The organism is Enterobacter sp. BIDMC 29 (assembly GCF_019378755.1).
In the GTDB taxonomy this organism is placed as follows: domain Bacteria; phylum Pseudomonadota; class Gammaproteobacteria; order Enterobacterales; family Enterobacteriaceae; genus Enterobacter; species Enterobacter ludwigii.
This window is the reverse complement of the sequence record NZ_CP080000.1, coordinates 3,193,273-3,217,415: the sequence shown is the minus strand read 5'-3', so window position 1 is coordinate 3,217,415 and position 24,143 is coordinate 3,193,273. Positions and strand designations below refer to the sequence as shown.

The 24,143-nt window shown below is 54.7% G+C and carries 21 protein-coding genes; 11 read left to right on the top strand and 10 right to left on the bottom strand.

Annotated features, from left to right (window positions below):
• Window positions 1–34 precede the first annotated feature (34 nt).
• The 4 genes from JTA15_RS14075 to ftsP all read left to right on the top strand — a co-directional run bounded on the left by JTA15_RS14075 (window position 35) and on the right by ftsP (window position 5,187).
• Window positions 35–436 (top strand): YgiW/YdeI family stress tolerance OB fold protein, encoded by a 402-nt coding sequence (locus tag JTA15_RS14075; protein ID WP_020883653.1) that lies wholly within the window; start codon window positions 35–37, stop codon window positions 434–436.
• A gap of 118 nt (window positions 437–554) precedes the next feature.
• Window positions 555–2,813, top strand: coding sequence for a DNA topoisomerase IV subunit A (parC, locus tag JTA15_RS14070; RefSeq protein WP_014171622.1), 2,259 nt, complete (start codon window positions 555–557; stop codon window positions 2,811–2,813).
• A 164-nt stretch (window positions 2,814–2,977) separates the two neighbouring features.
• Window positions 2,978–3,715, top strand: coding sequence for a 1-acylglycerol-3-phosphate O-acyltransferase (gene plsC, locus JTA15_RS14065; RefSeq protein WP_020883654.1), 738 nt, complete (start codon window positions 2,978–2,980; stop codon window positions 3,713–3,715).
• A gap of 59 nt (window positions 3,716–3,774) precedes the next feature.
• Window positions 3,775–5,187 (top strand): cell division protein FtsP, encoded by a 1,413-nt coding sequence (gene ftsP, locus JTA15_RS14060; RefSeq protein WP_020883655.1) that lies wholly within the window; start codon window positions 3,775–3,777, stop codon window positions 5,185–5,187.
• Window positions 5,188–5,220: 33 nt separating this feature from the next.
• Here ftsP and JTA15_RS14055 read toward each other — a convergent pair whose 3' ends face one another.
• Complete coding sequence (locus JTA15_RS14055) at window positions 5,221–6,696, bottom strand: TrkH family potassium uptake protein (RefSeq protein ID WP_014171619.1); 1,476 nt, start codon at window positions 6,694–6,696, stop codon at window positions 5,221–5,223.
• A gap of 200 nt (window positions 6,697–6,896) precedes the next feature.
• Here JTA15_RS14055 and JTA15_RS14050 point away from each other — a divergent pair, with 200 nt between their 5' ends.
• Window positions 6,897–9,068, top strand: a complete 2,172-nt coding sequence (locus tag JTA15_RS14050; protein ID WP_020883656.1) for a YgiQ family radical SAM protein — start codon at window positions 6,897–6,899, stop codon at window positions 9,066–9,068.
• A gap of 35 nt (window positions 9,069–9,103) precedes the next feature.
• Here the strand turns inward: JTA15_RS14050 and dkgA are convergent, their stop codons facing one another.
• Window positions 9,104–9,931, bottom strand: coding sequence for a 2,5-didehydrogluconate reductase DkgA (gene dkgA / locus JTA15_RS14045; protein WP_020883657.1), 828 nt, complete (start codon window positions 9,929–9,931; stop codon window positions 9,104–9,106).
• A 105-nt stretch (window positions 9,932–10,036) separates the two neighbouring features.
• On the bottom strand, window positions 10,037–11,200 hold the full coding sequence (gene yqhD, locus JTA15_RS14040; protein WP_044857771.1) for an alcohol dehydrogenase: 1,164 nt from the start codon (window positions 11,198–11,200) through the stop codon (window positions 10,037–10,039).
• 195 nt (window positions 11,201–11,395) lie between these two features.
• On the opposite strand from yqhD, the gene JTA15_RS14035 reads away from it, so the two are divergent.
• Window positions 11,396–12,295: an AraC family transcriptional regulator gene (locus JTA15_RS14035; protein WP_219372420.1), complete on the top strand. Its 900-nt coding sequence runs from the start codon at window positions 11,396–11,398 to the stop codon at window positions 12,293–12,295.
• Window positions 12,296–12,342: 47 nt separating this feature from the next.
• On the opposite strand, the gene yghB is transcribed toward JTA15_RS14035, so the two are convergent.
• Complete coding sequence (gene yghB, locus JTA15_RS14030) at window positions 12,343–13,002, bottom strand: DedA family general envelope maintenance protein YghB (protein WP_014171613.1); 660 nt, start codon at window positions 13,000–13,002, stop codon at window positions 12,343–12,345.
• Window positions 13,003–13,151: 149 nt separating this feature from the next.
• On the bottom strand, window positions 13,152–14,339 hold the full coding sequence (gene metC, locus JTA15_RS14025; RefSeq protein WP_020883660.1) for a cystathionine beta-lyase: 1,188 nt from the start codon (window positions 14,337–14,339) through the stop codon (window positions 13,152–13,154).
• 251 nt (window positions 14,340–14,590) lie between these two features.
• On the opposite strand from metC, the gene exbB reads away from it, so the two are divergent.
• Window positions 14,591–15,322, top strand: coding sequence for a tol-pal system-associated acyl-CoA thioesterase (gene exbB, locus JTA15_RS14020; RefSeq protein ID WP_014171611.1), 732 nt, complete (start codon window positions 14,591–14,593; stop codon window positions 15,320–15,322).
• Window positions 15,323–15,326: 4 nt separating this feature from the next.
• The gene (gene exbD, locus JTA15_RS14015) at window positions 15,327–15,752 is read left to right on the top strand and encodes a TonB system transport protein ExbD (RefSeq protein ID WP_014171610.1); all 426 of its coding nucleotides are present in this window, start codon (window positions 15,327–15,329) and stop codon (window positions 15,750–15,752) included.
• A gap of 45 nt (window positions 15,753–15,797) precedes the next feature.
• Here the strand turns inward: exbD and JTA15_RS14010 are convergent, their stop codons facing one another.
• Together JTA15_RS14010 and JTA15_RS14005 are read right to left on the bottom strand one after the other, a co-directional pair.
• Window positions 15,798–16,250, bottom strand: a complete 453-nt coding sequence (locus tag JTA15_RS14010; RefSeq protein WP_219372419.1) for a cytoplasmic protein — start codon at window positions 16,248–16,250, stop codon at window positions 15,798–15,800.
• A 1-nt stretch (window position 16,251) separates the two neighbouring features.
• A complete protein-coding gene (locus tag JTA15_RS14005) occupies window positions 16,252–16,656 on the bottom strand; it encodes a hypothetical protein (protein ID WP_020883662.1) in 405 nt (134 codons plus the stop codon).
• 102 nt (window positions 16,657–16,758) lie between these two features.
• Between JTA15_RS14005 and JTA15_RS14000 the strand changes: the two genes are divergently transcribed.
• A complete protein-coding gene (locus JTA15_RS14000) occupies window positions 16,759–17,262 on the top strand; it encodes an ESA_00282 family adhesion-associated protein (protein ID WP_020883663.1) in 504 nt (167 codons plus the stop codon).
• Between the two features lie 81 nt (window positions 17,263–17,343).
• Window positions 17,344–17,832, top strand: coding sequence for a TIGR00645 family protein (locus JTA15_RS13995; protein WP_014171606.1), 489 nt, complete (start codon window positions 17,344–17,346; stop codon window positions 17,830–17,832).
• A 52-nt stretch (window positions 17,833–17,884) separates the two neighbouring features.
• Here the strand turns inward: JTA15_RS13995 and JTA15_RS13990 are convergent, their stop codons facing one another.
• Window positions 17,885–18,925 carry an aldo/keto reductase gene (locus JTA15_RS13990; protein WP_032680300.1) on the bottom strand — a complete coding sequence of 347 codons (1,041 nt, stop codon included), beginning with the start codon at window positions 18,923–18,925 and terminating at the stop codon, window positions 17,885–17,887.
• A gap of 148 nt (window positions 18,926–19,073) precedes the next feature.
• Window positions 19,074–21,620: an autotransporter outer membrane beta-barrel domain-containing protein gene (locus JTA15_RS13985; RefSeq protein ID WP_255580114.1), complete on the bottom strand. Its 2,547-nt coding sequence runs from the start codon at window positions 21,618–21,620 to the stop codon at window positions 19,074–19,076.
• A gap of 553 nt (window positions 21,621–22,173) precedes the next feature.
• Between JTA15_RS13985 and JTA15_RS13980 the strand changes: the two genes are divergently transcribed.
• Window positions 22,174–23,721 (top strand): methyl-accepting chemotaxis protein, encoded by a 1,548-nt coding sequence (locus JTA15_RS13980; protein WP_032678967.1) that lies wholly within the window; start codon window positions 22,174–22,176, stop codon window positions 23,719–23,721.
• Window positions 23,722–23,801: 80 nt separating this feature from the next.
• On the opposite strand, the gene JTA15_RS13975 is transcribed toward JTA15_RS13980, so the two are convergent.
• Window positions 23,802–24,134 carry a glycine zipper domain-containing protein gene (locus JTA15_RS13975; RefSeq protein WP_020883667.1) on the bottom strand — a complete coding sequence of 111 codons (333 nt, stop codon included), beginning with the start codon at window positions 24,132–24,134 and terminating at the stop codon, window positions 23,802–23,804.
• Window positions 24,135–24,143: the final 9 nt, after the last annotated feature.

Here is a 24,143-nt window from a genome sequence, read left to right as displayed (position 1 = left end):
TGGACTGCGAAACCACATTAAAGGGAGAGTTAATATGAAAAAATTCGCTGCGATTGCCGCCATCATGATGATGACCACTGCCCCTGTTTTTGCTGCACAGGGCGGATTTAACGGCCCCTCTGCCGCACAAACCCAGGCCCAGACGCAGGCGGGCGGTTTTGTCGATAATGACGCGAACCTCACCACCGCGGTGAAAGTGAAGGACATGAAGGACGACAGCTGGGTGAAGCTGCGCGGGAACATCACTCAGCGCCTGTCTGATGACCGCTACACCTTCCGCGATGAGACCGGTACGGTTAACGTGGAGATTGACCACAAGCGCTGGAACGGCGTGACCGTAACCCCGCAGGATAAGGTGGAAATTCAGGGTAAAGTCGATAAAGAGTGGAACGATTTTGAAATCGACGTGAAGCAGGTTATCAAACTGAACAAATAACCCCGAAAGGGCCGCGGATGCGGCCCTTTTTCTTTGTGACTCAACACGCCAGATAAGGTAGTATCTGCGGCAATATTGCCTGAAACCTTTCGGTTTCTGAGTTGAGGAATCACACATAATGAGCGATATGGCAGAGCGCCTCGCGCTACATGAATTCACGGAAAACGCCTACCTGAACTACTCCATGTACGTCATCATGGACAGGGCGTTGCCGTTTATCGGGGATGGCCTGAAGCCCGTTCAGCGCCGCATCGTCTATGCGATGTCCGAGCTGGGGCTGAATGCGACCGCCAAGTTCAAAAAATCCGCCCGTACCGTCGGTGACGTACTGGGTAAATACCATCCGCACGGCGACAGCGCCTGTTATGAAGCGATGGTGCTGATGGCACAGCCGTTCTCTTACCGTTATCCGCTAGTGGATGGTCAGGGGAACTGGGGGGCGCCGGACGATCCGAAATCCTTCGCAGCGATGCGTTATACCGAATCCCGTCTCTCCCGCTACGCTGAAGTGCTGCTGGGCGAGCTGGGTCAGGGAACCGTGGACTGGGTGCCAAACTTCGACGGTACGATGCAGGAGCCGAAAATGCTGCCTGCGCGTCTGCCGAACATCCTGCTGAACGGCACTACCGGTATCGCGGTGGGTATGGCGACGGACATTCCGCCGCACAACCTGCGTGAAGTGGCGAAAGCCGCCATCACCCTGATTGAACAGCCGAAGACCACGCTGGACGATCTGCTGGATATCGTACAGGGGCCGGACTACCCGACCGAGGCCGAAATCATCACCTCGCGCGCGGAAATCCGCAAAATCTACCAGAACGGCCGCGGCTCCGTGCGCATGCGTGCGGTGTGGACCAAAGAGGACGGCGCAGTGGTCATCACCGCGCTGCCGCACCAGGTCTCCGGCGCGAAAGTGCTGGAACAGATTGCCTCCCAGATGCGCAATAAAAAGCTGCCGATGGTGGATGACCTGCGCGACGAATCCGACCACGAAAACCCGACGCGTCTGGTGATCGTGCCGCGTTCCAACCGCGTGGACATGGAGCAGGTGATGAACCACCTGTTTGCCACCACCGATCTGGAAAAAAGCTACCGCATCAACCTGAACATGATCGGCCTCGACGGTCGTCCGGCAGTGAAAAACCTGCTGGAGATCCTGAGCGAATGGCTGACGTTCCGCCGCGATACCGTTCGCCGCCGTCTGAACTATCGACTGGAAAAAGTGCTTAAACGCCTGCACATCCTTGAAGGTTTGCTGGTGGCGTTCCTCAATATCGACGAAGTTATTGAGATAATCCGTTCCGAGGACGAGCCGAAGCCGGCGCTGATGTCGCGCTTTGGCATCAGTGAAACCCAGGCCGAAGCGATCCTTGAACTGAAACTGCGTCATCTCGCCAAACTCGAAGAGATGAAGATCCGCGGTGAGCAGAACGAACTGGAAAAAGAGCGCGATCAGCTGCAGGCGATCCTCGCGTCCGAACGCAAGATGAACAACCTGCTCAAGAAAGAGCTGCAGGCTGACGCCGATGCATTCGGTGACGACCGTCGTTCTCCGCTGCATGAGCGCGAAGAAGCGAAGGCGATGAATGAGCACGACATGCAGCCATCTGAGCCGGTCACCATTGTGCTGTCTCAGAGCGGCTGGGTGCGCAGTGCTAAAGGTCACGATATCGACGCGCCAGGGTTGAGCTACAAGGCGGGCGATAGCTTTAAAGCCGCCGTGAAAGGTAAGAGCAACCAGCCGGTCGCCTTTATCGACTCGACGGGGCGCAGCTACGCCATCGACCCGATCACGCTGCCTTCTGCCCGCGGACAGGGCGAACCGCTTACCGGTAAGCTGACGCTGCCGCCGGGTGCGACGGTTGACCATATGCTGATGGAAGCCGATGACCAGAAACTGCTGCTGGCGTCTGACGCGGGGTACGGCTTTATCTGTACCTTTAACGATCTTGTTTCCCGCAACCGTGCCGGTAAGGCGCTGATCAGCCTGCCTGACAACGCGCATGTGATGCCGCCGCTGGTGGTGGAAAACGATAGCGATATGCTGCTGGCGATCACTGCCGCCGGACGTATGCTGATGTTCCCGGTCAGCGACCTGCCGGAATTGTCAAAAGGCAAGGGCAACAAGATCATCAGCATCCCGTCAGCGGAAGCGGCGAAAGGGGTAGATGGTCTGGCGCACCTCTTTATTCTGCCGCCGCAGAGCACGCTGACCATTCATGTCGGCAAACGTAAAATCAAGCTTCGACCGGAAGAGTTGCAGAAAGTGGTGGGCGAGCGCGGTCGACGCGGCTCGTTGATGCGCGGCCTGCAGCGTATTGACCGCGTGGAGATTGACTCTCCTGCGCGCAGTACCGCGGGCGACAGCGAAGAGTAACGCCGTTATCTCCCCCTCTGTTCCGGAGGGGGAATTTCAATAAAATTTCCCGTAAAATCGTTGTTAATTCGTGCGTTGCGATTAACAATACGCGCTCGTAATAAAGTCCTTACCTGGCCACAGGTGAAGTATAATTGTCAGCTGTCAGGGCTTCAGAGGTCGCTATGCTATTCATTGTTCGTTTAATTCTTACCATTATTTACTGCATTCTGGTCTGTATTTTCGGCTCTATTTATTGCCTGTTCAGTCCGCGCAATCCGAAACATGTCGCCACCTTTGGCCATATGTTCGGCCGCCTTGCGCCGCTGTTTGGCCTGAAGGTTGAAAAACGCCTGCCGGAAGGGGCTGAGAACTTCGGTAACGCCATCTTTATCGCTAACCATCAGAACAACTACGATATGGTGACGGCCTCCAACATTGTTCTGCCACCGACCGTGACCGTGGGCAAAAAGAGCCTGCTGTGGATCCCTTTTTTCGGCCAGCTGTACTGGCTGACCGGTAACCTGCTGATTGACCGTAACAACCGCGCGAAAGCGCACAGCACTATTGCTGAAGTGGTTAATCACTTCAAAAAGCGCAGGATCTCAATCTGGATGTTCCCGGAAGGGACGCGCAGCCGTGGTCGTGGCCTGCTGCCGTTCAAAACCGGTGCGTTTCATGCTGCAATTGCGGCAGGTGTTCCAATTATTCCTGTGTGTGTTTCCAATACTTCTAATAAGATTAATCTTAACCGCCTGAATAACGGGCTGGTGATTGTCGAAATGCTGCCGCCGGTGGATACCAGCAAATACGGTAAAGATCAGGTTCGCGAGCTGGCAGCACACTGCCGTGAACTGATGGCTCAGCATATTGCGCTGCTCGACAAAGAAGTCGCAGAGAGAGAAGCCGCCGGTAAGAAGTAAGCCGGCGTTAAAAGGGAAAACGAATTCCCGCGTTGTTAGTCGTTTCAGATGGAGCTTATATGTCATTCAGTCGGCGTCAGTTTATTCAGGCTTCCGGGATCGCCCTTTGTGCGGGTGCGCTGCCGCTGACAGCCAACGCCGCCGGGCAGCAACAGCCGCTGCCCATTCCGCCGTTAATAGAATCCCGTCGCGGGCAGCCGCTTTTCCTGACGCTACAGCGCAGCCACTGGTCCTTTACCCAGGGCACGCGTGCGCCGGTGTGGGGCATTAACGGGCGTTACCTTGGGCCGACCATACGCGTGTGGAATGGCGATGACGTTAAGCTGATCTACAGTAACCGTACGACAGAAAATGTCGCCATGACCATCAGTGGTTTACAGGTGCCTGGCCCGCTGCTTGGCGGCGCGGCGCGCATGATGTCGCCTAACGCTGACTGGGCGCCTGTTCTGCCGATTCGTCAGAGCGCGGCGACGCTCTGGTATCATGCCAATACCCCTAACCGCACGGCCCAGCAGGTGTATAACGGCCTGGCCGGCATGTGGCTGGTGGAAGATGAAATCAGTAAATCCCTGCCAATCCCGAACCACTATGGCGTGGATGATTTTCCGGTCATTATTCAGGACAAACGGCTGGATAATTTCGGCACGCCGGAATACAGCGAGCCGGGCAGCGGTGGCTTCGTTGGCGATACGCTGCTGGTTAACGGCGCGCAAAGTCCGTATGTCGAAGTGTCGCGCGGATGGGTACGTCTGCGTCTGCTGAACGCCTCTAACTCGCGCCGCTACCAGCTGCAAATGAGCGATGGTCGCGCGCTACACGTCATCTCCGGCGACCAGGGCTTTTTACCGGCCCCGGTTTCCGTGAAGCAGCTGGCGCTGTCGCCAGGCGAACGCCGCGAAATCCTTATTGATATGACCAATGGTGATGAGGTGTCGATCACCTGTGGCGAAGCGGCCAGCATTGTGGACCGCATTCGCGGTTTCTTTGAGCCGTCGAGTATTCTGGTCTCCACCCTGGTGCTGACCCTGCGTCCTACCGGCCTGCTGCCGTTGGTGACCGATAGCCTGCCGATGCGCCTGCTTCCGCAGGAGATCATGAGCGGTTCGCCGGTGCGCAGCCGCGATATCAGCCTGGGCGACGACCCGGGGATCAACGGCACGCTGTGGGACGTTAACCGTATCGATATTACCGCGCAGCAGGGCACCTGGGAGCGCTGGACGGTTCGCTCGGACATGCCGCAGTCGTTCCATATCGAAGGGGTGAGTTTCCTGATCCGCAACGTCAATGGCGCGATGCCGTTCCCTGAAGACAGGGGCTGGAAGGATACCGTCTGGGTGGATGGGCAGGTCGAACTGCTGGTCTACTACGGACAGCCTTCGTGGCCGCACTTCCCGTTCCTGTTCCACAGCCAGACGCTGGAGATGATGGACAGGGGATCCGTCGGCCAGATGCTGGTCAACCCGGCCCCCTAAACCACGATACGATTCCCGGTTCGCCGGGAATGTTTATGCCCGCCAGAAAAAGCGTGAGCACAGGATCAGCACCGGATAAATTTCCAGACGCCCCATAATCATCGCCGCACACATCAACAGCTTGGCCTCGTCTTTTAACGTCCCGAAGGTTGATGCCGTTTCGCCGAACCCCAGCCCCATATTGTTAATGCAGGCCGCAACGGTGGCAAATGACGTGAACAGATCGTATCCCAGCAGGTTCAGCGCCCAGACGAAAAAGCCCGTTATCATCACGTAGAGAAAAAAGAAGCTCCACACCGAGCGCAGAACGCGTTCATTCACGACGCTTTTGCCGACCTTAATGCTCAGCAGCGCGCGCGGATGCGCGAGTTGATTCATCTCCTGAATACACTGCTTAAACATGATGAGAAAACGCAGCGCTTTGATCCCGCCGCAGGTAGAGCCGACGCAGCCGCCAAAAAAGCTGGCGCTCAACAGCAGGAAAATGGTGTGGGGAGGCCAGTGAGCGTAATCGGCCGTCGAAAGACCATTGTCGGTCATCATGGAGCTGGCCAGAAAGAAGGCATGTACCAGGCTGTCGGTGCCGTTGTACATCCCCGCGTGCCACACCTGCCAGGCGGTGATGGCGATAATGACGGTGGCGGCACCGAGAAAGAATTTCACCTCCGGGCTGCGCCGAATCGGTTTCAGCGTGCGGCGCGCGATGACGACATACCAGAGGGTAAAGTTAAACGCGGAAAGCAGCGAAAAAGCCCCGGCGACAAGCTCAATCGCGTGGCTGTCGTAAAACCCGATGCTCTCACTTCGGGTTGAAAACCCACCCAATGAGACGGTGGAAAGCCCGTGACAGACGGCGTCAAAAAAGGGCATGCCCGCCAGCCAGTACGCCAGCGTGCAGACCAGTCCCAGCGCCAGATAGGTTACCCACAGCGTACGCGCGGTATCGGCGAGTCGGGGCGTCAGGCGTTCCTCCTTAAACGGCCCAGGCATTTCCGACTGATACAGCTTCATGCCACCGATACCGAGCAGCGGCAGGACCGCGACGGCCAGTACGATGACCCCTAATCCGCCAATGAAATTGAGCTGAGCGCGGTAATAAAGGTACGACTTCGGCAGGGCACTGACGTCTCCAATCACCGTCGCCCCGGTGGTGGTGATCCCTGATACCCCTTCAAAGAGTGCATCGGAAAAGGAGAGTTGCAGACCGTCATCCATCCATAACGGCATGGCGCTAATCAATGAAAACAGCAGCCAGAACAGAACGATAATCACGAAACCGTCACGGGTGCGCAGCTGTATACCGGAATGACGTGTTGCCCGCCAGGTAAGTCCGCCAAGGGTAAAAAAGGTCAAAAAGGTGGTTAAAAAAGCAAAGTAGGTTCGCTCTTTATTCAGCAGGGCGATAACCATCGGCGGCAGCATGGACAGGCTGTACAGAAGAACCAGAAAACCGCAGAGGTGAAGCACAACCCGCAGCTGGGACACATGTAACGAATCGTTGAACTTCACAAAGAAACTCCGTGCCAGAATGCATCCCGGTAACTGATTACCGCAAGATAGAGTGGATATTATGATTCAAAATTAACAGTGCGCTGTATTTTAACGGCTTCCAGGATTTTCTGTTTACTTCTTGCATCCTTTTCTTCAAATCCGGCGGACTAACAGCGTATAATCCCGCTCCTTTTGTCTATTTTTTCTTCGGAAGCACTATGAGCGCAATTTCCCTGATCCAGCCGGATCGTGACCTCTTCTCCTGGCCCCAGTACTGGGCGGCCTGCTTTGGACCGGCACCGTTCCTGCCGATGTCCCGGGAAGAGATGGACCAACTGGGCTGGGACAGCTGCGATATCATTCTGGTGACGGGCGATGCCTATGTCGACCACCCGAGCTTTGGCATGGCTATCTGTGGCCGTATGCTTGAAGCGCAGGGCTTCCGTGTGGGGATCATCGCCCAGCCTGACTGGAACAGCAAAGACGACTTTATGCGTCTGGGGAAACCCAACCTGTTCTTCGGCGTGACCGCAGGCAACATGGACTCGATGATCAACCGCTATACCGCCGACCGTAAGCTGCGTCATGACGATGCCTACACGCCGGATAACGTCGCGGGTAAACGTCCTGACCGTGCGACGCTGGTCTACACCCAACGCTGCAAAGAAGCCTGGAAAGACGTGCCGGTTATCCTGGGCGGCATCGAGGCGAGTCTGCGCCGTACCGCGCACTATGACTACTGGTCAGACACCGTGCGCCGTTCGGTGCTGGTGGATTCCAAAGCCGATATGCTGATTTACGGTAACGGTGAACGTCCGCTGGTGGAAGTGGCGCACCGTCTCTCACAGGGTGAGCCGGTGAGCAGCATCCGCGACGTGCGCAACACCGCGATCATGGTGAAAGAGGCGCTGCCGGGCTGGAGCGGGGTGGATTCCCGTATCATTGATATGCCGGGTAAAATCGACCCGATCCCGCACCCGTACGGCGACGATCTGCCGTGTGCGGATAACAAACCGGTAGAGCCAAAGAAAGCTGAAACCAAAGCTATCGTTGTTCAGCCGCCGCGCCCAAAACCGTGGGAAAAAACCTACGTGCTGCTGCCTTCCTTTGAGAAGGTCAAAGCCGATAAAGTCCTCTACGCGCATGCGTCCCGTATTTTGCACCACGAAACCAACCCGGGCTGCGCGCGTGCGCTGATGCAAAAGCACGGCGAGCGCTTTATCTGGATCAACCCGCCGGCCATCCCGCTTTCCACCGAAGAGATGGACAGCGTCTTCGCGCTGCCGTACAAACGCGTGCCGCATCCGGCATACGGCGAGAGCCGAATCCCGGCGTATGAGATGATCCGTTTCTCAATAAACATCATGCGCGGCTGCTTCGGCGGCTGCTCCTTCTGCTCCATTACCGAGCACGAAGGGCGCATTATTCAGAGTCGCTCCGAAGATTCGATCATCAATGAGATCGAAGCCATTCGCGATACCGTGCCTGGCTTCACCGGGGTGATCTCCGATCTGGGCGGCCCGACTGCGAACATGTACATGCTGCGCTGTAAGTCACCGCGCGCGGAACAGACCTGCCGTCGTCTGTCGTGCGTGTATCCGGATATCTGTCAGCACATGGATACCAACCATGAACCGACGATCAACCTTTATCGTCGTGCGCGTGACCTGAAAGGGATCAAGAAGATCCTGATCGCCTCCGGGGTACGTTACGATATCGCCGTGGAAGATCCGCGTTACATCAAAGAGCTGGCGACGCATCACGTGGGTGGCTACCTGAAAATTGCCCCTGAGCATACCGAAGAAGGCCCGCTGTCCAAGATGATGAAGCCGGGTATGGGCAGCTACGATCGCTTTAAAGAGCTGTTTGACACCTACTCGAAGCAGGCGGGTAAAGAGCAGTATCTGATCCCATACTTCATCTCCGCGCACCCTGGCACGCGCGATGAGGACATGGTGAACCTGGCGCTGTGGCTGAAACAGCGTCGCTTCCGTCTGGATCAGGTGCAGAACTTCTATCCATCACCGCTCGCAAACTCAACGACCATGTATTACACCGGCAAGAACCCGCTGGGTAAAATTGGCTATAAGAGTGAAGATGTGGTGGTGCCGAAAGGGGATAAACAGCGCCGTCTGCATAAAGCACTGCTGCGCTACCACGATCCGGCTAACTGGCCGCTGATCCGTCAGGCGCTGGAAGATATGGGTAAAAAGCATCTGATCGGCTCGCGCCGCGACTGCCTGGTGCCTGCGCCTACGCTTGACGAGATGCGTGAAGCGCGCCGCCAGAACCGCCATACGCGTCCGGCATTGACCAAGCACACGCCGATTGTGCATCAGCGTTCAAACGGTAACGCCAGTGCGAAGAAACCCGTGAAACGTAAAGCGTAAAAAATAAAAACCCCGGCGAGCCGGGGTTTTTTTATTCACCCGCCAAACTGATCGGGATCCGGGCCTAAACGCTTGCCCTTGTCCAGCTTCGCAATTTCACTCAGTTCATCTTTATCCAGGCGGAAATCCCAGACGTCGAAGTTCTCAGCGATACGCGATGGCGTGACCGATTTCGGGATCACCACCAGGCCGTTATCCAGATGCCAGCGAATAACGATTTGCGCCGGCGTCTTGCCGTATTTATCCGCGAGATCGCGAATAATTTTCTGGTCGAACACCCCTTCACCGCCCTGTGCCAGTGGGCTCCAGGACTCGGTCTGGATCTTGTGCGTGGCGTTCCAGGCGTGAAGCTGACGCTGCTGCATCAGCGGGTGCAGCTCAATCTGGTTGATAACTGGCGCGACACCCGTCTCGTCAATCAGGCGCTGCAGGTGGTGAACCTGGAAATTACACACGCCGATGCTTTTCACCAGCCCTGCCTGCTGCAGCTCAATCATCCCTTTCCAGGCGTCAACATAGTGATCGATAGCCGGGACTGGCCAGTGCATCAGATAGAGATCGACGAAATCGAGCTGGAGTTTGTCCAGACTCTCCTGCAAGGCTTCGCGGGGGCGTTTTTGATCGTCGTTCCACAGTTTGGTGGTAATGAAAAGATCGTCGCGGGGCATGCCAGCGCTGGCCAGTGCCTTACCCACGCCGTCCTCATTTTTGTACGCGGCGGCGGTATCAATCGACCGATAGCCGACTTCCAGTGCTTTATGAATGGCGGAGACGACCTCGTCGTTACCGGCTTTCCATACACCTAGCCCCAGTTGGGGCATCACGTTGCCATCCTGCAGCTTGATTACGGTTTGGTTTGCCATTTTTCCTCCTTCAGGTGCTCATCGTCGGAGGGAACCCCCGACGATGTGATGTGCATTAAGTCTGGACGAAATGTCAAAAAACGAAAGGCGGGATGTCAAAAACGCTTAGCGTGCCGCTTCGTAGATACGACGGCTCACTTCCAGCGTAATGTCGCCGTGCTCGCCCAACTGGGTCATACCGTGTTCTTCAAGTTTCGCCAGCAGGGCAGGGATGGAGCTGCCATCCAGGCCATAGCCGGACAGACGCGTTGGCACGCCCAGACCTTCAAAGAAGCTGCGGGTTGCTTCGATAGCCGCGTCGATACGCGCATCGTCAGAACCTTCGGTGATGTTCCACACGCGCTCAGCGTATTGCAGCAATTTAGCGCGTTTGGTATCACGTTTTTCGTTCCACAGTGCAGGCAGGACGACGGCCAGCGTTTGTGCGTGATCCAGACCGTGCATGGCCGTCAGTTCGTGGCCCAGCATATGGGTTGCCCAGTCCTGCGGCACGCCGGCACCGATCAGACCGTTCAGCGCCTGGGTTGCCGCCCACATCACGTTGGCGCGCACATCGTAGTTTTCCGGCTCTTTCAGCGCTTTCGGACCGTCTTCAATCAGCGTCAGCAGAATGCCTTCCGCGAAGCGATCCTGAATTTTGGCATCTACCGGGTAGGTAACGTACTGCTCAACGGTGTGCACAAACGCATCGACCACACCGTTCGCGACCTGACGTGCAGGCAGGGTGTAGGTGTAAACCGGATCGAGGATGGCGAATACAGGCTGAACGTGATCGTTCATAAAGGCCTGCTTATCACCCGTGGTTTTACGGGAGATAACGGCACCTTTGTTGGATTCAGAACCGGTCGCAGGCAGGGTCAGCACGGAACCCATTGGGATCGCGCTTTTGATATCGCTGCCGCGGGTTTCCAGAATGTGCCACGGGTCAATACCGTCCGCGTAGTGCGCCGCAGCGGCGATGAATTTGGTGCCGTCCAGGACGGAGCCGCCGCCGACTGCCAGCAGGAAGGTGACTTTTTCATCACGGGCGATCTTGACCGCGTTCATCAGTGTTTCATAAGACGGGTTAGGCTCGATACCGCCGAACTCACGCACGTCCAGACCTTCCAGCGCGCTGTAAACCTGATCCAGTACGCCGGTTTTTTTCACGCTGCCGCCACCGTAGGTGATCAGTACGCGGGCGTCAGCGGGGATCTGTGCGCGCAGGTCGGCGATAGCACCTTTACCAAACAGAATGCGGGTTGGGGTGTGGAGATTAAAATTATTCATTGCTCGTTCCCTTATGTGGGTGAAAAACCGTGGTGGCGCTGAAGGCGACCTGATGCTGCACATTGTGGCCGTCCGGGGCTATCCTCTCAATGCACATTCCTGCCGATGTCTTGCCCATTTCTACAGAACGCTGGAGAAAACACGGTAAACTGCGCACACTGTTAACGTCGGAAACCGTAGCCGGAGTAACGTAAAATGAACCGTGAAGAAATCTGCCTTCAGCTTACTGCGCAGATTAAAAGACTGATTGATAAAGAAAATGGCGTCGGTGACATGTTGCCTGACATTCGTCTTCTGTATGGGACGCAGCCAGGGACACGCACACCGGTCATGTACCAGCCGGGCATCGTTTTTCTCTTTTCAGGCCATAAAATTGGCTATATCAATGAGCGCGTGTTCCGGTATGACACCAATGAATATCTGCTGCTCACAGTACCTTTACCCTTCGAATGTGAAACTTTCGCGACAGAAGCGGTACCGCTGGCGGGCATTCGTTTAAATGTCGATATCCTTCAGCTGCAGGAGCTGCTGATGGAGATTGGCGAGGACGCATTGTTCCGGCCGTCGATGCCCGCGAGCGGGATTAACTCCGCGACGTTATCCGAGGAGATCCTCTGCGCCATTGAGCGTCTGCTCGACGTTATGGAACGGCCGCTGGATGCACGCATCCTGGGCAAACAGATTATCCGCGAAATTCTTTACCATGTGCTGCTGGGGCCGGGCGGTGGGGCATTACTCGCGCTGGTCAGCCGCCAGACGCACTTCAGCCTGATTAGCCGCGTGCTCAAGCGTATCGAAAGCCAGTACACGGAAAACCTGAGCGTTGACCAGCTGGCGGCGGAAGCAAACATGAGCGTCTCGGCGTTTCATCATAATTTTAAGTCGGTGACCAGCACCTCGCCGCTGCAGTATCTCAAAACCTATCGGCTGCATAAGGCTCGTATGCTGATGATCCATGATGGCATGAAGGCCAGCGCGGCGGCGATGCGGGTGGGCTATGAAAGTGCGTCGCAGTTTAGCCGGGAGTTTAAGCGTTACTTCGGCGTCACGCCGGGGGAAGATGCGTCGCGCATCAGAATGATGCAGGGGACCTGAGGGGAGAGCCCAGCCGGGTAAGCGTAACGTCACCCGGCTTTTTTATATCACGCGCTGCAGTATTTCTTCTTAATCACGACCGCAATCGTCCCGAGCAGTCCCGCGACCAGCAGGAAAAGCGGGAGGATCATCAGGAAAGTCATTACCTGATCTTCGTGGTGTTTCACAAAGGGGATCATATTCAGCGCGTAGCCAAGCGTGGTCACCACGCCTACCCATAGCAGGGCACTCAACCAGTTGAAGAACTGGAAGCGGCGGTTTGACAGCCCGGAAATGCCTGCCATGGTCGGCAGCAGCGTGCGAACAAACGCCAGAAAACGCCCGGCCAGCAGCGCCAGCAGACCGTGGCGGTCAAACATGCAGGTCGCACGTTGATGATATTTATGCGGTAACTGCGCCAGCCAGCCTTTCACGACGCGCGTATTGCCGAGCCAGCGGCCCTGCAGATAGCTCAGCCAGCAACCGAGGCTGGCAGCGGAGGTAAGTATGACCATCGTCGGCGTGAAGTCCATGACGCCTTTACCGATTAACGCCCCGGCCAGTAAAAGCAGGCTGTCACCGGGTAAAAATGAGGCTGGCAGTAATCCATTTTCCAGAAACAGGGTTGCGAACATCACGAAATAGACGATACCTACAACGTGAGGGTCCGCCAGCGCGGCAAAATCGTGTTGCCAGAGCGCCGCAATAATATCTTGAATAACAGCCATGGACTTTCCTGTGGAACAGCAGATGCAGATATAGCGCTATTGTACTCCCTAATTCGCCCGTGGGGTTTGATCGCGGGCGCAACTAATGCAGACTTTTCTGGTGGCAGTGTTCACAAAAGCGTCCAGGGAGTACATTTTCAGCATGCACTCTACACGATACGTTCAAACCCTGCCGCTAAATCCGCAATTAAATCGTCAACATCTTCTAAACCAATATGCAGTCGGATCAGCGTGCCGCTGAAATCCACTTCTCCACCGGGGCGCAGAGCCGCAATTTGCTCCGGCTGGTTAGGCAGGATCAGGGATTCAAACCCGCCCCAGGAGTAAGCCATGCTGAAAAGGGTAAAATGATCCAGGTAGTTCGCCAGTTCGTCGTTATTGAGCCGTTTTTTAAGAACAAATGAGAACAACCCGCTACTGCCCGTAAAGTCACGTTGCCAGAATTCATGGCCTTTGCTGCCCGGAAGCGCCGGATGGTTAACGCGCTCGACCTGCGGGTGCCGGGCCAGCCATTCGGCCACCTTCAGGCTGCTTTCATGGTGCTGACGCAGGCGCACCCCCAGCGTACGGATACCGCGGCTGGTCATGTAGGCCGTATCCGCATCCACCATCTGGCCCATCAGGTAGGCATTCTCCCGAAGTTGATCCCAGCAGCGCGCGTTGGATACCGCAGTACCGATCATGCCATCAGAGTGGCCAATCAGATATTTGGTCGCGGCCTGAATAGAGATATCAATGTCGAATTCCAGCGCCCTGAACAGCACGCCCGCCGCCCAGGTGTTGTCGATCATGATGATTGCCTCGGGGGCTTTGCTGCGCACTGCTTTCACAATAGCCGGGACGTCGTGCACTTCCATGGTGATAGAGCCTGGGGATTCCAGAAACACAATGCGCGTGTTCGGCTGAATAAGTTCAGCGATACCTTCGCCAATCAGCGGATCGAACCAGCCGGTGGTCACACCGAGCTTGCTGAGGATTTTTGTGCAAAAATCCTGGCTTGGTTCATAAGCGGTATTGGTCATCAGGATATGGTCGCCCTGTTCCACAAACGCCAGAATGGTATTGGCGACTGCCGCCGCACCACAGGGGAACAGGGCGCAGCCCACGCCGCCTTCCAGTTCGCACATGGCTTCCTGAAGTGAAAAATGGGTTAGCGTGCCACGACGGCCATAGAACAGCCCGCCTTTGGCGCGGTTGCGCGTGGCGATTTTTTTATCCTCGACGGTATCAAATACCAGTGAGGAGGCGCGTTGAATCACGCTGTTGACCGATCCCTGAGTGTATTTTTTGCTGCGTCCTGCCTGTACCAGCGTGGTATCAAGATGCTTCTTTGTCATGTTCGCTAACCCTGTTTTTATACGTCTGGACGTCCAGACTACCACGATTGTAAAAATCTGCACCCGGGGGCTTATCGAATAAGCAGAAAATATTAGCAAAAATACGCATAAGAAATTTTTACTGCGTAAGCGCAAGGAAAGTGAACGAAAATTACGGCACTATGTAAATACTAATGAGAACTACTATCAATTCGACGGCGTTTTGATATTATTACGGTCAGATTTTGTGATTTGCGTCCTGGAGATACAGAGTGGGTAATAATTTGATGCAGACGGATCTCTCCGTCTGGGGCATGTATCATCATGCTGACATCGTGGTTAAGATTGTGATGATCGGCCTGGTTCTGGCGTCCGTGATCACCTGGGCTATCTTCTTCAGTAAGAGCGTCGAACTGCTGTCGCAGAAGCGTCGCCTCAAGCGGGAACAACAGCAACTGGCTGAAGCCCGCTCCCTGGATCAGGCCTTAGACATGACCTCATCCTTCCATGGAAAAAGCCTGACCACCCTGTTAGTCAACGAAGCACAGAACGAGCTGGAACTCTCCGCAGGCAGTGAAGATAACGAAGGCATTAAAGAACGTACCGGCTTCCGCCTGGAGCGTCGCGTTGCTGCCGTTGGCCGCCATATGGGCCGCGGTAACGGTTATCTGGCCACTATCGGGGCGATCTCACCGTTCATCGGTCTGTTCGGTACGGTCTGGGGCATCATGAACAGCTTTATCGGCATTGCGCAGACGCAGACCACCAACCTGGCGGTGGTTGCGCCAGGGATTGCCGAAGCGCTGCTGGCGACCGCAATCGGTCTGGTCGCGGCCATTCCTGCGGTCGTCATCTATAACATCTTCGCGCGTATGATTGGCAACTATAAAGCCACGCTCGGTGACGTCGCCGCGCAGGTGCTATTGCTGCAAAGCCGCGATCTTGACCTCAATGCCAGCTCCGTTAAACCGGTGCATGCGGCGTCTAAACTGCGCGTAGGTTGATTGTATGGCGATGCGTCTTAACGAAAATCTGGACGATAACGGCGAAATGCATGAAATCAACGTGACGCCGTTTATCGACGTCATGCTGGTTCTGCTGATTATCTTCATGGTGGCTGCGCCGCTGGCGACGGTCGACGTGAAGGTGAATCTGCCTGCCTCTTCCAGCCAGCCGCAGCCGCGTCCTGAGAAACCTGTCTATTTGTCGGTGAAAGCGGATAAATCGATGTTCCTCGGCAACGACCCGGTGACGGATCAGTCTGTTATCCCGGCGCTGGATCAGCTCACCGGCGGCAAGAAAGACACCACGGTCTTCTTCCGCGCGGATAAAACCGTCGATTACGAAACCATGATGAAGGTAATGGACACGCTGCATCAGGCGGGTTATCTCAAGATTGGGCTGGTCGGCGAAGAGAAAGCGGCCGCGAAATAACAAAGAAGCTGGCGAAAGCCGGCTTTTTTTATGCGTGTCGGGCGATCAGTTTTTTGTCTCAGTGGACGCAGGCGCAGGCGCGTGGGACGCCAGCGCGTCTTCATCAAGCGCAACGCAGGTGACGTTTGACGTGCGGTACTCGCCGTCAGACAGTTTGCGCATCAGACGCAGGGTGGCCACTTCTCTGGCGAGCAGATACTGATAATTGGCCTCCAGACGCCCGAGAAGCTTCTCTTTCAGCTCAGGCCGCTGTTCGATGAGGGTATTCATCACCGCGCCGTATATCTCTTCCTTCACCTGCAGAGGATAAATCTCGCGGCGATTATGCCATTTCAGGCGTACCAGCGTCGCCGGGATCGATACCAGGTCCTGAGTTATTCGCGTCATCTCGGCATTTTTTGTGTTTCGCAGTGCATCGAGATTCTGCTTTAAGATAAATTCATCACTTTTTTTGTTATCTAAAGCCAAATAAACGTCGTTATCTTTAATTTCTGTCACGTTACTCTTCCCCCAGGTTATAAAATATAGGGTTGTTGGTTTCACGCGTAATTAGATTAAGCCAAATTTCATTGCCGGCTTCGTTTATTTCTTTGGTTTTTTCCGCGATTATTTGACTTAGTTTCTGGGCATCTATTTCACCTTCGGCCTGCAGGTCATTCAGCAGGTGGACAAAGGCTTCTATTTTAACGGCGCGAAATAACCGGTCCTTTATATGACGGTCGTGCTCTTCCAGTAACATATTACGGGATTTACCGGTGCGAGAAACGCCTATTAATATGTCAGACTCGTAATCAGAGAGCTTTCTTTTCCCCTGAGTGAAATTAGCCTCTTTTTCTGCTTCCGTCGTTTGCTGTTCCACAGGCGCAATGTGGTACTTAGCCGGGACGAGGTAGTCGGGCAGCATTTTAATTTCCTTTAATTACAACAGGGTGGGGTTGGTAAAGGCGTGAGATTCGTTGACAATATCATGAGGCAATTTTAAAATCAAAAAAAATGGAGCCTACCCATGAACAGCATTTTTTTTACGGTCATCACATTACTATTACTGACCGCTGGTGTTCTTTTATTGATGCAGGAGTTCAATAAAACGCAAGTGTCGAAAGACGCCAGTGAACCTCCGCTACCTGAACTGATGACAAAAGAGGAAGGTGAAGACCATTTCTCCGTATTGATGAACTCGGTTACACCGGTTTGGTACTGGCGGGTGAACCATGAATATATCGACTTTTTGCACGCGACAATTAAGCGAATGAAAATGTCGGAAATTAATGACACGCCTGGGTTGTTTGAAGCGCAGCGCCGCTGCAGCGACCTGAATTCCGCGGTGTATAAATATTATGACAATATCAAAAAGCGTTGCCTTAACGGTGAGAAGGTCTCCTGTTCCGATCTGGACGTATTAAACCTGCGCCAGTGTTTTCGTGAGTTCAGCCTGGAGGCGTATCCGGAACTGGTGGTGCTGGTCTGGCCGGAGTACGCGCGCCCGGACGTTAATCCTGACAATGTCTGAACGTACAACGAGTGAGTTGTTGCAAACAGTCAGCGCCGTTGAGATATACTGGGCGCTGGTTTCGTTTGCAGACAGGACTTTATGGAACGCTTCTTTGAAAACGCGATGTACGCCTCTCGCTGGATACTGGCACCCGTCTATTTTGGCCTTTCGCTGGCGCTGATTGCGCTGACGATTAAGTTTTTCCAGGAAATCTTGCATGTTCTGCCGAACATCTTTTCCATTGCCGAAGCAGATTTGATTCTGGTTCTGCTTTCGCTGGTGGATATGACGCTGGTGGGCGGATTACTGGTGATGGTGATGTTCTCCGGCTATGAGAACTTTGTCTCACAGCTCGATATCGACGAGCGCAAAGAGAAGCTCAACTGGCTGGGCAAAATGGATGCCTCGTCGCTGAAGAATAAAGTGGCCGCGTCGATTGTGGCTATCTCATCTATCCACCTGCTACGCGTATTCATGGACGCCAAGAATGTCCCGGACAACAAACTGATGTGGTATGTGATTATCCATCTGACGTTTGTGCTGTCTGCGTTCGTGATGGGGTATCTGGATAAGATCAGTAAGAAGTAATTTCCCCCCCCTCTTCCCAGGGGAGAGGGGGGCGTGAGCGCGACAGACCGCGCTATTTATCCGACGATGCCTGCCACAAATTCAATTCCCCATCCGCAACATGCTGGTCAATCCTTTTCAGCTCATCGTCGCTAAAGCGCAGGTTATTCAGGGCCTGCACGTTCTCTTCGATCTGCTCCGGACGGCTCGCACCAATCAGTACGGATGTCACGCGTTCATCCTTCAGCAGCCAGCTCAGCGCCATTTGCGCCATCGTCTGACCACGGGCCTGTGCCATCTCATTCAGTAAACGCAGGCTGTTCAGGTTGGCTTCAGTCAGCATGTTTTCCGTCAGACCGCGCACCTTCTTGCCTTCACGCTGCATACGAGAATCTTCAGGAATACCGTTCAGGTATTTTCCAGTCAGCAGACCCTGCGCCAGCGGCGTAAACGCAATGCAACCCGCCCCGTTTTTCTCAAGCGTATCCAGCAGGCCGGTGTGATCGACCCAGCGGTTGAGCAGGTTGTAAGATGGCTGGTGGATAAGCAGCGGGATCTTCCACTCACGTAACAGGTCCGCCATTTTCTGGGTGCGCTCCGTGGAGTAGGAAGAGATACCGACATACAGCGCTTTACCGCTCTGCACGGCCTGGGCCAGCGCAGCGGCGGTCTCTTCCATCGGCGTATTTTCATCCACGCGGTGAGAATAGAAAATATCCACATACTCCAGCCCCATGCGCTTGAGGCTCTGATCGAGGCTGGCGAGCAGGTATTTACGCGACCCGCCCGACCCATACGGCCCCGGCCACATGTCATAGCCTGCTTTGGTTGAGATGATCAGTTCATCGCGATACGCGGCAAAATCTTCCCGCAGCAGACGACCCATGTTTTCTTCCGCGCTTCCCGCCGGCGGGCCGTAGTTGTTGGCAAGATCGAAATGGGTAATGCCGAGGTCGAAGGCTTTATGCAACAGCGCCCGCTGAGAGTCGAGAGGCTGTACGTGGCCGAAACTATGCCACAGACCAAGTGACAGCGCCGGCAGGCGCAGGCCGCTTTTTCCGCAGTAGCGGTACTGCATATTTTCGTAGCGGGCGGGGTAAGGGTGCCAGGACATGATGTCTCCTTTCTTGTCGATGAATTTTCGAAACAACGTTTTCATTCTGTGCTTATCAAATCACAAATCCTGTTGATAAGCGATGACATGCCTGATCACCCTGAATGATTAAAGCCCGGCAGCATCAGACTGACCGGGCGTTCACTCGTCAGAAGCTGTAGCTCATCCCCGCCTGCACGCTGGCATCGTTGTCCACGTCACCGGTGCCGACATACACCCCGGTATTGAGCGTGAAGTTATGCGCGATGGTTGCATTGATGCCTGCTCCGAAGATCCCCATCGTGTTGTTATGGCCGGAGGTGGTGTGGTAATCCGCCGCCTGAATATCAGTATCGTCGCTGAACTCTTTCTGGAAGCGTGCGTCGATCCACGGCATCATCTGCACGTTCTTGTTCAGATCGCGAAGCGTTGTGGTGAGTCTCAACCCGACCCCACTGTTCCAGGAAGAGACCTGACTGTCGGCGAAGGTCACTTCACTGTCGGAGAAGCCGTTTGCTTTGGTTTGATCCCAGCCTAAGGTGGCGTAAGGTTGCAGCAGGGTTTCACCTGGCAGCAACACGTTCACACCGGTACGCGCCTGCGCCATATACAGGGTGCCATCCGTCGAACCGTGCAGTGCTTCGGTCATGCCGCTGGTATTCCCCGTCACGTTATTCGCAGACAGGGTGTACCGCATATCGCCATAGCTGAAGCTACCGTCGGCAAACATACCCCATATTCTGCCGTTAAGCGCCTGCTGCCAGCCACCGTACAGGCTGTAGTAATTACCGTAGACGCTGTCATTAAAGCTATCAGCGCCGTCATGGGTATCCTGCACGCGGCTGCGTGTCCATGCCAGTGCAATACCGCCAGTGACGCTATCACCGTTGTCCAGATGCGCCGTCCAGTCCACGCCACCCTGAGCGCCCTGGGTGATGCTCTTATAGTCAACATCATTGCTGAAATTGCCATTCTGATAGAGGAAATCACCCCAGACCTGCGCACCTTCCTCCTGCTTGCCGAGCAGGTTAGCCAGATGCACCTGATTCATATGGTTGCTGATATCATCAGCCACCTGATGTCCGGCCTGCTCGGCAGCGTCCAGACCGGCAACAAGGCCCTGAACGTCGCTCGCGAGGCTGCCCTTCTGGCTGTTAAATTCGATATTCCACGACTGCGTATTATCGGCGGTAAGGCGTGTCTGCGGCGCGGTATCTACGGCCACAATATTCAGACTGTTGTCATAGTTATAAGCGCCGCTACGGTTTTCAACATTCTGTTGGCCATTTGTGAAGGTGGCCGCCGCATAATTTTGCGGGGTGCTGGTGCCTGAAGTGGTGAACGTACCCAGAATCACGTTCTGCTGATTTTGTGCCGAGGGAGTAATGCTGTTGACGACAACGGCGTTATTAACCCCGGTGATATTGCCGAAATCAACAAAGCTGTCGGTGCTCATATTTACCATCGCATTACTGCCGGTGGTTGTAGCGACAAGCGTTGAGCCATTTTGTAAACTCCAGCTGGTGGCATCGTTAATTTTATCAATGGCGATGCTGTTATTGCTGGTCGTGTTCACCGTCTCGAACTGACTAATTTCACCAGAAACAGAACTGCCGGCATCCATTGACAGCGTGTCGCTACCGTCACCGCCATCAACATTGCCGTTAACATGAGAATTATTGGTCAGCACGACCGTATCATCGCCCGCACCGGTTGTAATATCACCATTTACGGTGGCATCGTTTTGCAGCGTGATGGTGGTATTGCCGCTGTTTTGACCGGTATTTACCGCACCATTAATGGTGCTGTTATCCACCAGAACAGAATTCGCTGAACTGCCGTTCAGGGTAATATTGCCATTCACGACGCTCTTATTAGTAAACGTAAGTGATGTCGACCCCTTTTCATTAATAACGCCAATATCGCCAGTGACGGTACTGTTATTCAGGGCCAGGGAATCGGCCTGGGTGCCGTACATGGCGATGGCAAGATCGCCCACGCCATCCAGGTTGATGTCACTGAACGGCTTATACGCGCTGAGTTTTTCGGCCAGGTCGCCCATGTTCTGCGCGATTTCACTCTGCGAGGCATCGACGGTGGCTCCGGTCAGCGTAATGCGGGTATTTGATTGATCGCTCCCTGCATAAATACCGCCCTTATCCATTGTACTGTTGCTGAGGGTAATATCCTGTTCGCCAGCACCGGCGCTTACAATGCTGCCGTGCAGCACGCTCCCATTCTCAATATTGACGGTGTGGTAGCCTTTATCCAGTGGATCGAGATAAATCGCTGAGCCCATCATATAGGTTTTATCACGCTGGTAATTGCCTGTGCTGTTTTCACCGTTCAGCGTCGCGCCATCAACCGTCACGGTGGTATTGGTGGTCGCGCCTCCGCTACCGACTTCAATCATATCGGCCGTAGCGCCGTTATTCAGGGTGATATTCGCGGTACCGCCGTTGCTTCCCTGGATATAGTGGCCTGACATATCCGTTCCGGATACCGTTAATGACTGCGTGTCGCCATCACCTCGATGACCATCCATGAAAATATTATTCGCCGTGGCGTCGGCCATAACCGCATTTGTCACACCGGGATTTTGATAAAAGCTGTCATCGGTATATTTCGTTAATCCACAGGTTTGCGTCGTCACGCCATCCTCACACGGTGTCGCTGCCGTCATTGCTGCCTGGGTACCGAAAGAGGTTAAAGCCATTAAGACACACTGCGAAAGCAATGTGCGGTTCATAAATTTACGCATCTGAAACTCCGTTAATAAAAAATCGTCGACATCCTTGTAAAGGAATTTATTTAATTTAAGAAATTTCTCATAAGTGAAGGATGTAATGAAATTTGAAAAATGGGGAGGTAAGTTATTGGGGTATTTAAATCAGGAAATCTGATAATTAGGTGTTAATATATTTATGTGATAAATAGAACTGAATAGTTACCCTGCAAATTAAGCGGGTTTTCGCGAAAGGGTAGCGCTATTGATTGACGCAACCTGTTGATGATGTACTCCTCAGGAGGTATGGCCGTTAATTTAATGCGCTGCAGTTTTACATTTATTTATCCACTGACAAAGTAAAACACATTCTTAGCAGGGTAATTTTCCCCTTCGAAAGTGTCTCTTTTTTCTGAATGAATGCAGGGGCAGTAAAAATTTTAATAAAAATAATGCGTGAAAGGTGATGAATTTGCTCATTCCTGCCGATAACGAGGGTAAGACTCGCCTCTGGGCGAATTCACCCTCACGGCAAGGAAGACTTATGAATATGTTGCGTAATTTCACGATCCGTTTCGTCATGCTGACGATTCTCGGGATCTTTTGTTTAATGTGGGCGGGCGTGGGGCTTTACAGCACCTGGTCTCTGTCACGGGTATCAGAGGGCAATGAGGTGGATCGCCAGCTGGTCAAACAGATGACCATACTCAGTCAGGGTAACGATCAGTATTTTCGCTTTGTAACCCGGTTGAGTCGCGCGATGGAAGTGAAAGCCGCGGGCGGCACACCGGACCTGGCCCCTGCCCAGCAGGCGCTGGACAATATGGGGAAGAAACTGGCTGAGATGAAGGCAATCTCACCAGGACCGATGGATGAGCAAGTTTCAGCTCAGGTGATCGGTAGCTGGCAGGCTTTGCTTGAGCAGGGCGTAACGCCGCAAATGCAGCAGGCGAAGCAGTCCTCTCTGGAGGGCTACCGTCAGCAGGCGAATAACATCACCCCTCCGCTGAGTCGTGCGTTTGGTGCTGCTGCGGAGAACTTTAACAACGCGGCCGCCCGGGCACTCGACAGCACCCGAGTCGTCGTAGACAGCCTGACCAGCATGACCCGCACGGTGATTATCACCGCCACGATTATTGGCCTGTTAATACTGCTCTTCACCGACCGTTACCTGGTGGCGATGCTGGTAAAACCGCTGGCTCGCATTCGCCAGCAGTTCCGCCAGATTGCCCAGGGCGATCTCAGTCAACCGATTGAACCGTTCGGTCGCAACTGCGTGGGTCAACTGGTTCCTCTGCTGAGCGCGATGCAGGATAGCCTGCGAGAAGCGGTGAGCTCTATTCGCTCCGGCAGCGAGAATATCTGGCGCGGCGCGACGGAAATCTCCAGCGGTAATAACGATCTCTCGTCCCGTACCGAAGAGCAGGCTGCCGCACTGGAAGAGACGGCGGCCAGCATGGAACAGCTGACCGCCACCGTGAAGCTGAACGCGGAAAGTGCGCGTCAGGCCAGCCAGCTGGCGGATGTGGCGTCAACAACGGCCAGCCGCGGCGGCTCGCTGGTGGAAGAGGTGGTGACCACCATGAGCGGTATTTCTGAGAGCTCGAAGAAGATTGCTGAAATCACCAATGTGATCAACAGCATTGCCTTCCAGACCAATATCCTGGCGCTCAACGCTGCCGTGGAAGCGGCGCGCGCGGGCGAGCAGGGACGTGGGTTTGCCGTCGTGGCCGGCGAGGTGCGTAACCTGGCAAGCCGCAGCGCCAACGCGGCAAAAGAAATTGAGGGATTGATTACCGATTCCGTTTCCCGCGTAGAGCAGGGCGCAAAGCTGGTGGGCGACACGGGCACCACCATGGATGCCATTTTGCGTGATGTGACGGAAGTGACGACCATCATGAAGCAAATCGCGTCTGCGTCTGAGGAGCAAAGTAAGGGGATTTCGCAGGTGGGTATTGCTATCACGCAAATGGATGGCGTGACACAGCAAAACGCCTCGCTTGTGGAAGAGGTCTCGGCAGCGGCCTCCGCGCTTGAACGTCAGACCGAAGAGCTCCAGCGGTCGGTGCAGAAATTCCGCCTCTCGGCATAAACACTGCTAAAAGGCCGCCGTGTGCGGCCTTTTTTTCGGTTAAATGCAGGCGAGCCAAACGGAGCGCCGCCCGCCGCTTATCAGTGGGTGGCTTCACCAATCAGTGCGCCAGAGCCGGCACCGACGGCGGCCCCTTTCAGTACGCTGTTGCCTGTTACCGCTGCAGCACCTGCGCCCACCACGGCACCCACCGCACCGCCTTTACGCGCAGCTTTACCTTTGTCGCCGTTTTTGAACATCGCACCGGTACCCGCGCCAACGACCGCACCGCCTACCGTGGATTTCAAATCTTTGCCCGTGGCTGCGCCAATTGCCGCACCGGCCACTGCACCGGCGGCGGTTTTATCTATCGCCATACCAGAAGTGGAAAAGATCAGGGTGCTGATAATCAGCGCTGTTTTCATCAATTTCATAACAAATCC

Excerpts from the sequence above, each read along its gene's own strand:
- JTA15_RS14075 (WP_020883653.1), top strand. The coding sequence starts at position 35 with ATGAAAAAATTCGCTGCGATTGCCGCCATCATGATGATGACCACTGCC.
- parC (WP_014171622.1), top strand. The coding sequence starts at position 555 with ATGAGCGATATGGCAGAGCGCCTCGCGCTACATGAATTCACGGAAAAC.
- plsC (WP_020883654.1), top strand. The coding sequence starts at position 2,978 with ATGCTATTCATTGTTCGTTTAATTCTTACCATTATTTACTGCATTCTG.
- ftsP (WP_020883655.1), top strand. The coding sequence starts at position 3,775 with ATGTCATTCAGTCGGCGTCAGTTTATTCAGGCTTCCGGGATCGCCCTT.
- JTA15_RS14050 (WP_020883656.1), top strand. The coding sequence starts at position 6,897 with ATGAGCGCAATTTCCCTGATCCAGCCGGATCGTGACCTCTTCTCCTGG.
- dkgA (WP_020883657.1), bottom strand. The coding sequence starts at position 9,931 with ATGGCAAACCAAACCGTAATCAAGCTGCAGGATGGCAACGTGATGCCC.
- yqhD (WP_044857771.1), bottom strand. The coding sequence starts at position 11,200 with ATGAATAATTTTAATCTCCACACCCCAACCCGCATTCTGTTTGGTAAA.
- JTA15_RS14035 (WP_219372420.1), top strand. The coding sequence starts at position 11,396 with ATGAACCGTGAAGAAATCTGCCTTCAGCTTACTGCGCAGATTAAAAGA.
- yghB (WP_014171613.1), bottom strand. The coding sequence starts at position 13,002 with ATGGCTGTTATTCAAGATATTATTGCGGCGCTCTGGCAACACGATTTT.
- metC (WP_020883660.1), bottom strand. The coding sequence starts at position 14,339 with ATGACAAAGAAGCATCTTGATACCACGCTGGTACAGGCAGGACGCAGC.
- exbD (WP_014171610.1), top strand. The coding sequence starts at position 15,327 with ATGGCGATGCGTCTTAACGAAAATCTGGACGATAACGGCGAAATGCAT.
- JTA15_RS14005 (WP_020883662.1), bottom strand. The coding sequence starts at position 16,656 with ATGCTGCCCGACTACCTCGTCCCGGCTAAGTACCACATTGCGCCTGTG.
- JTA15_RS14000 (WP_020883663.1), top strand. The coding sequence starts at position 16,759 with ATGAACAGCATTTTTTTTACGGTCATCACATTACTATTACTGACCGCT.
- JTA15_RS13995 (WP_014171606.1), top strand. The coding sequence starts at position 17,344 with ATGGAACGCTTCTTTGAAAACGCGATGTACGCCTCTCGCTGGATACTG.
- JTA15_RS13990 (WP_032680300.1), bottom strand. The coding sequence starts at position 18,925 with ATGTCCTGGCACCCTTACCCCGCCCGCTACGAAAATATGCAGTACCGC.
- JTA15_RS13985 (WP_255580114.1), bottom strand. The coding sequence starts at position 21,620 with ATGGCTTTAACCTCTTTCGGTACCCAGGCAGCAATGACGGCAGCGACA.
- JTA15_RS13980 (WP_032678967.1), top strand. The coding sequence starts at position 22,174 with ATGAATATGTTGCGTAATTTCACGATCCGTTTCGTCATGCTGACGATT.
- JTA15_RS13975 (WP_020883667.1), bottom strand. The coding sequence starts at position 24,134 with ATGAAATTGATGAAAACAGCGCTGATTATCAGCACCCTGATCTTTTCC.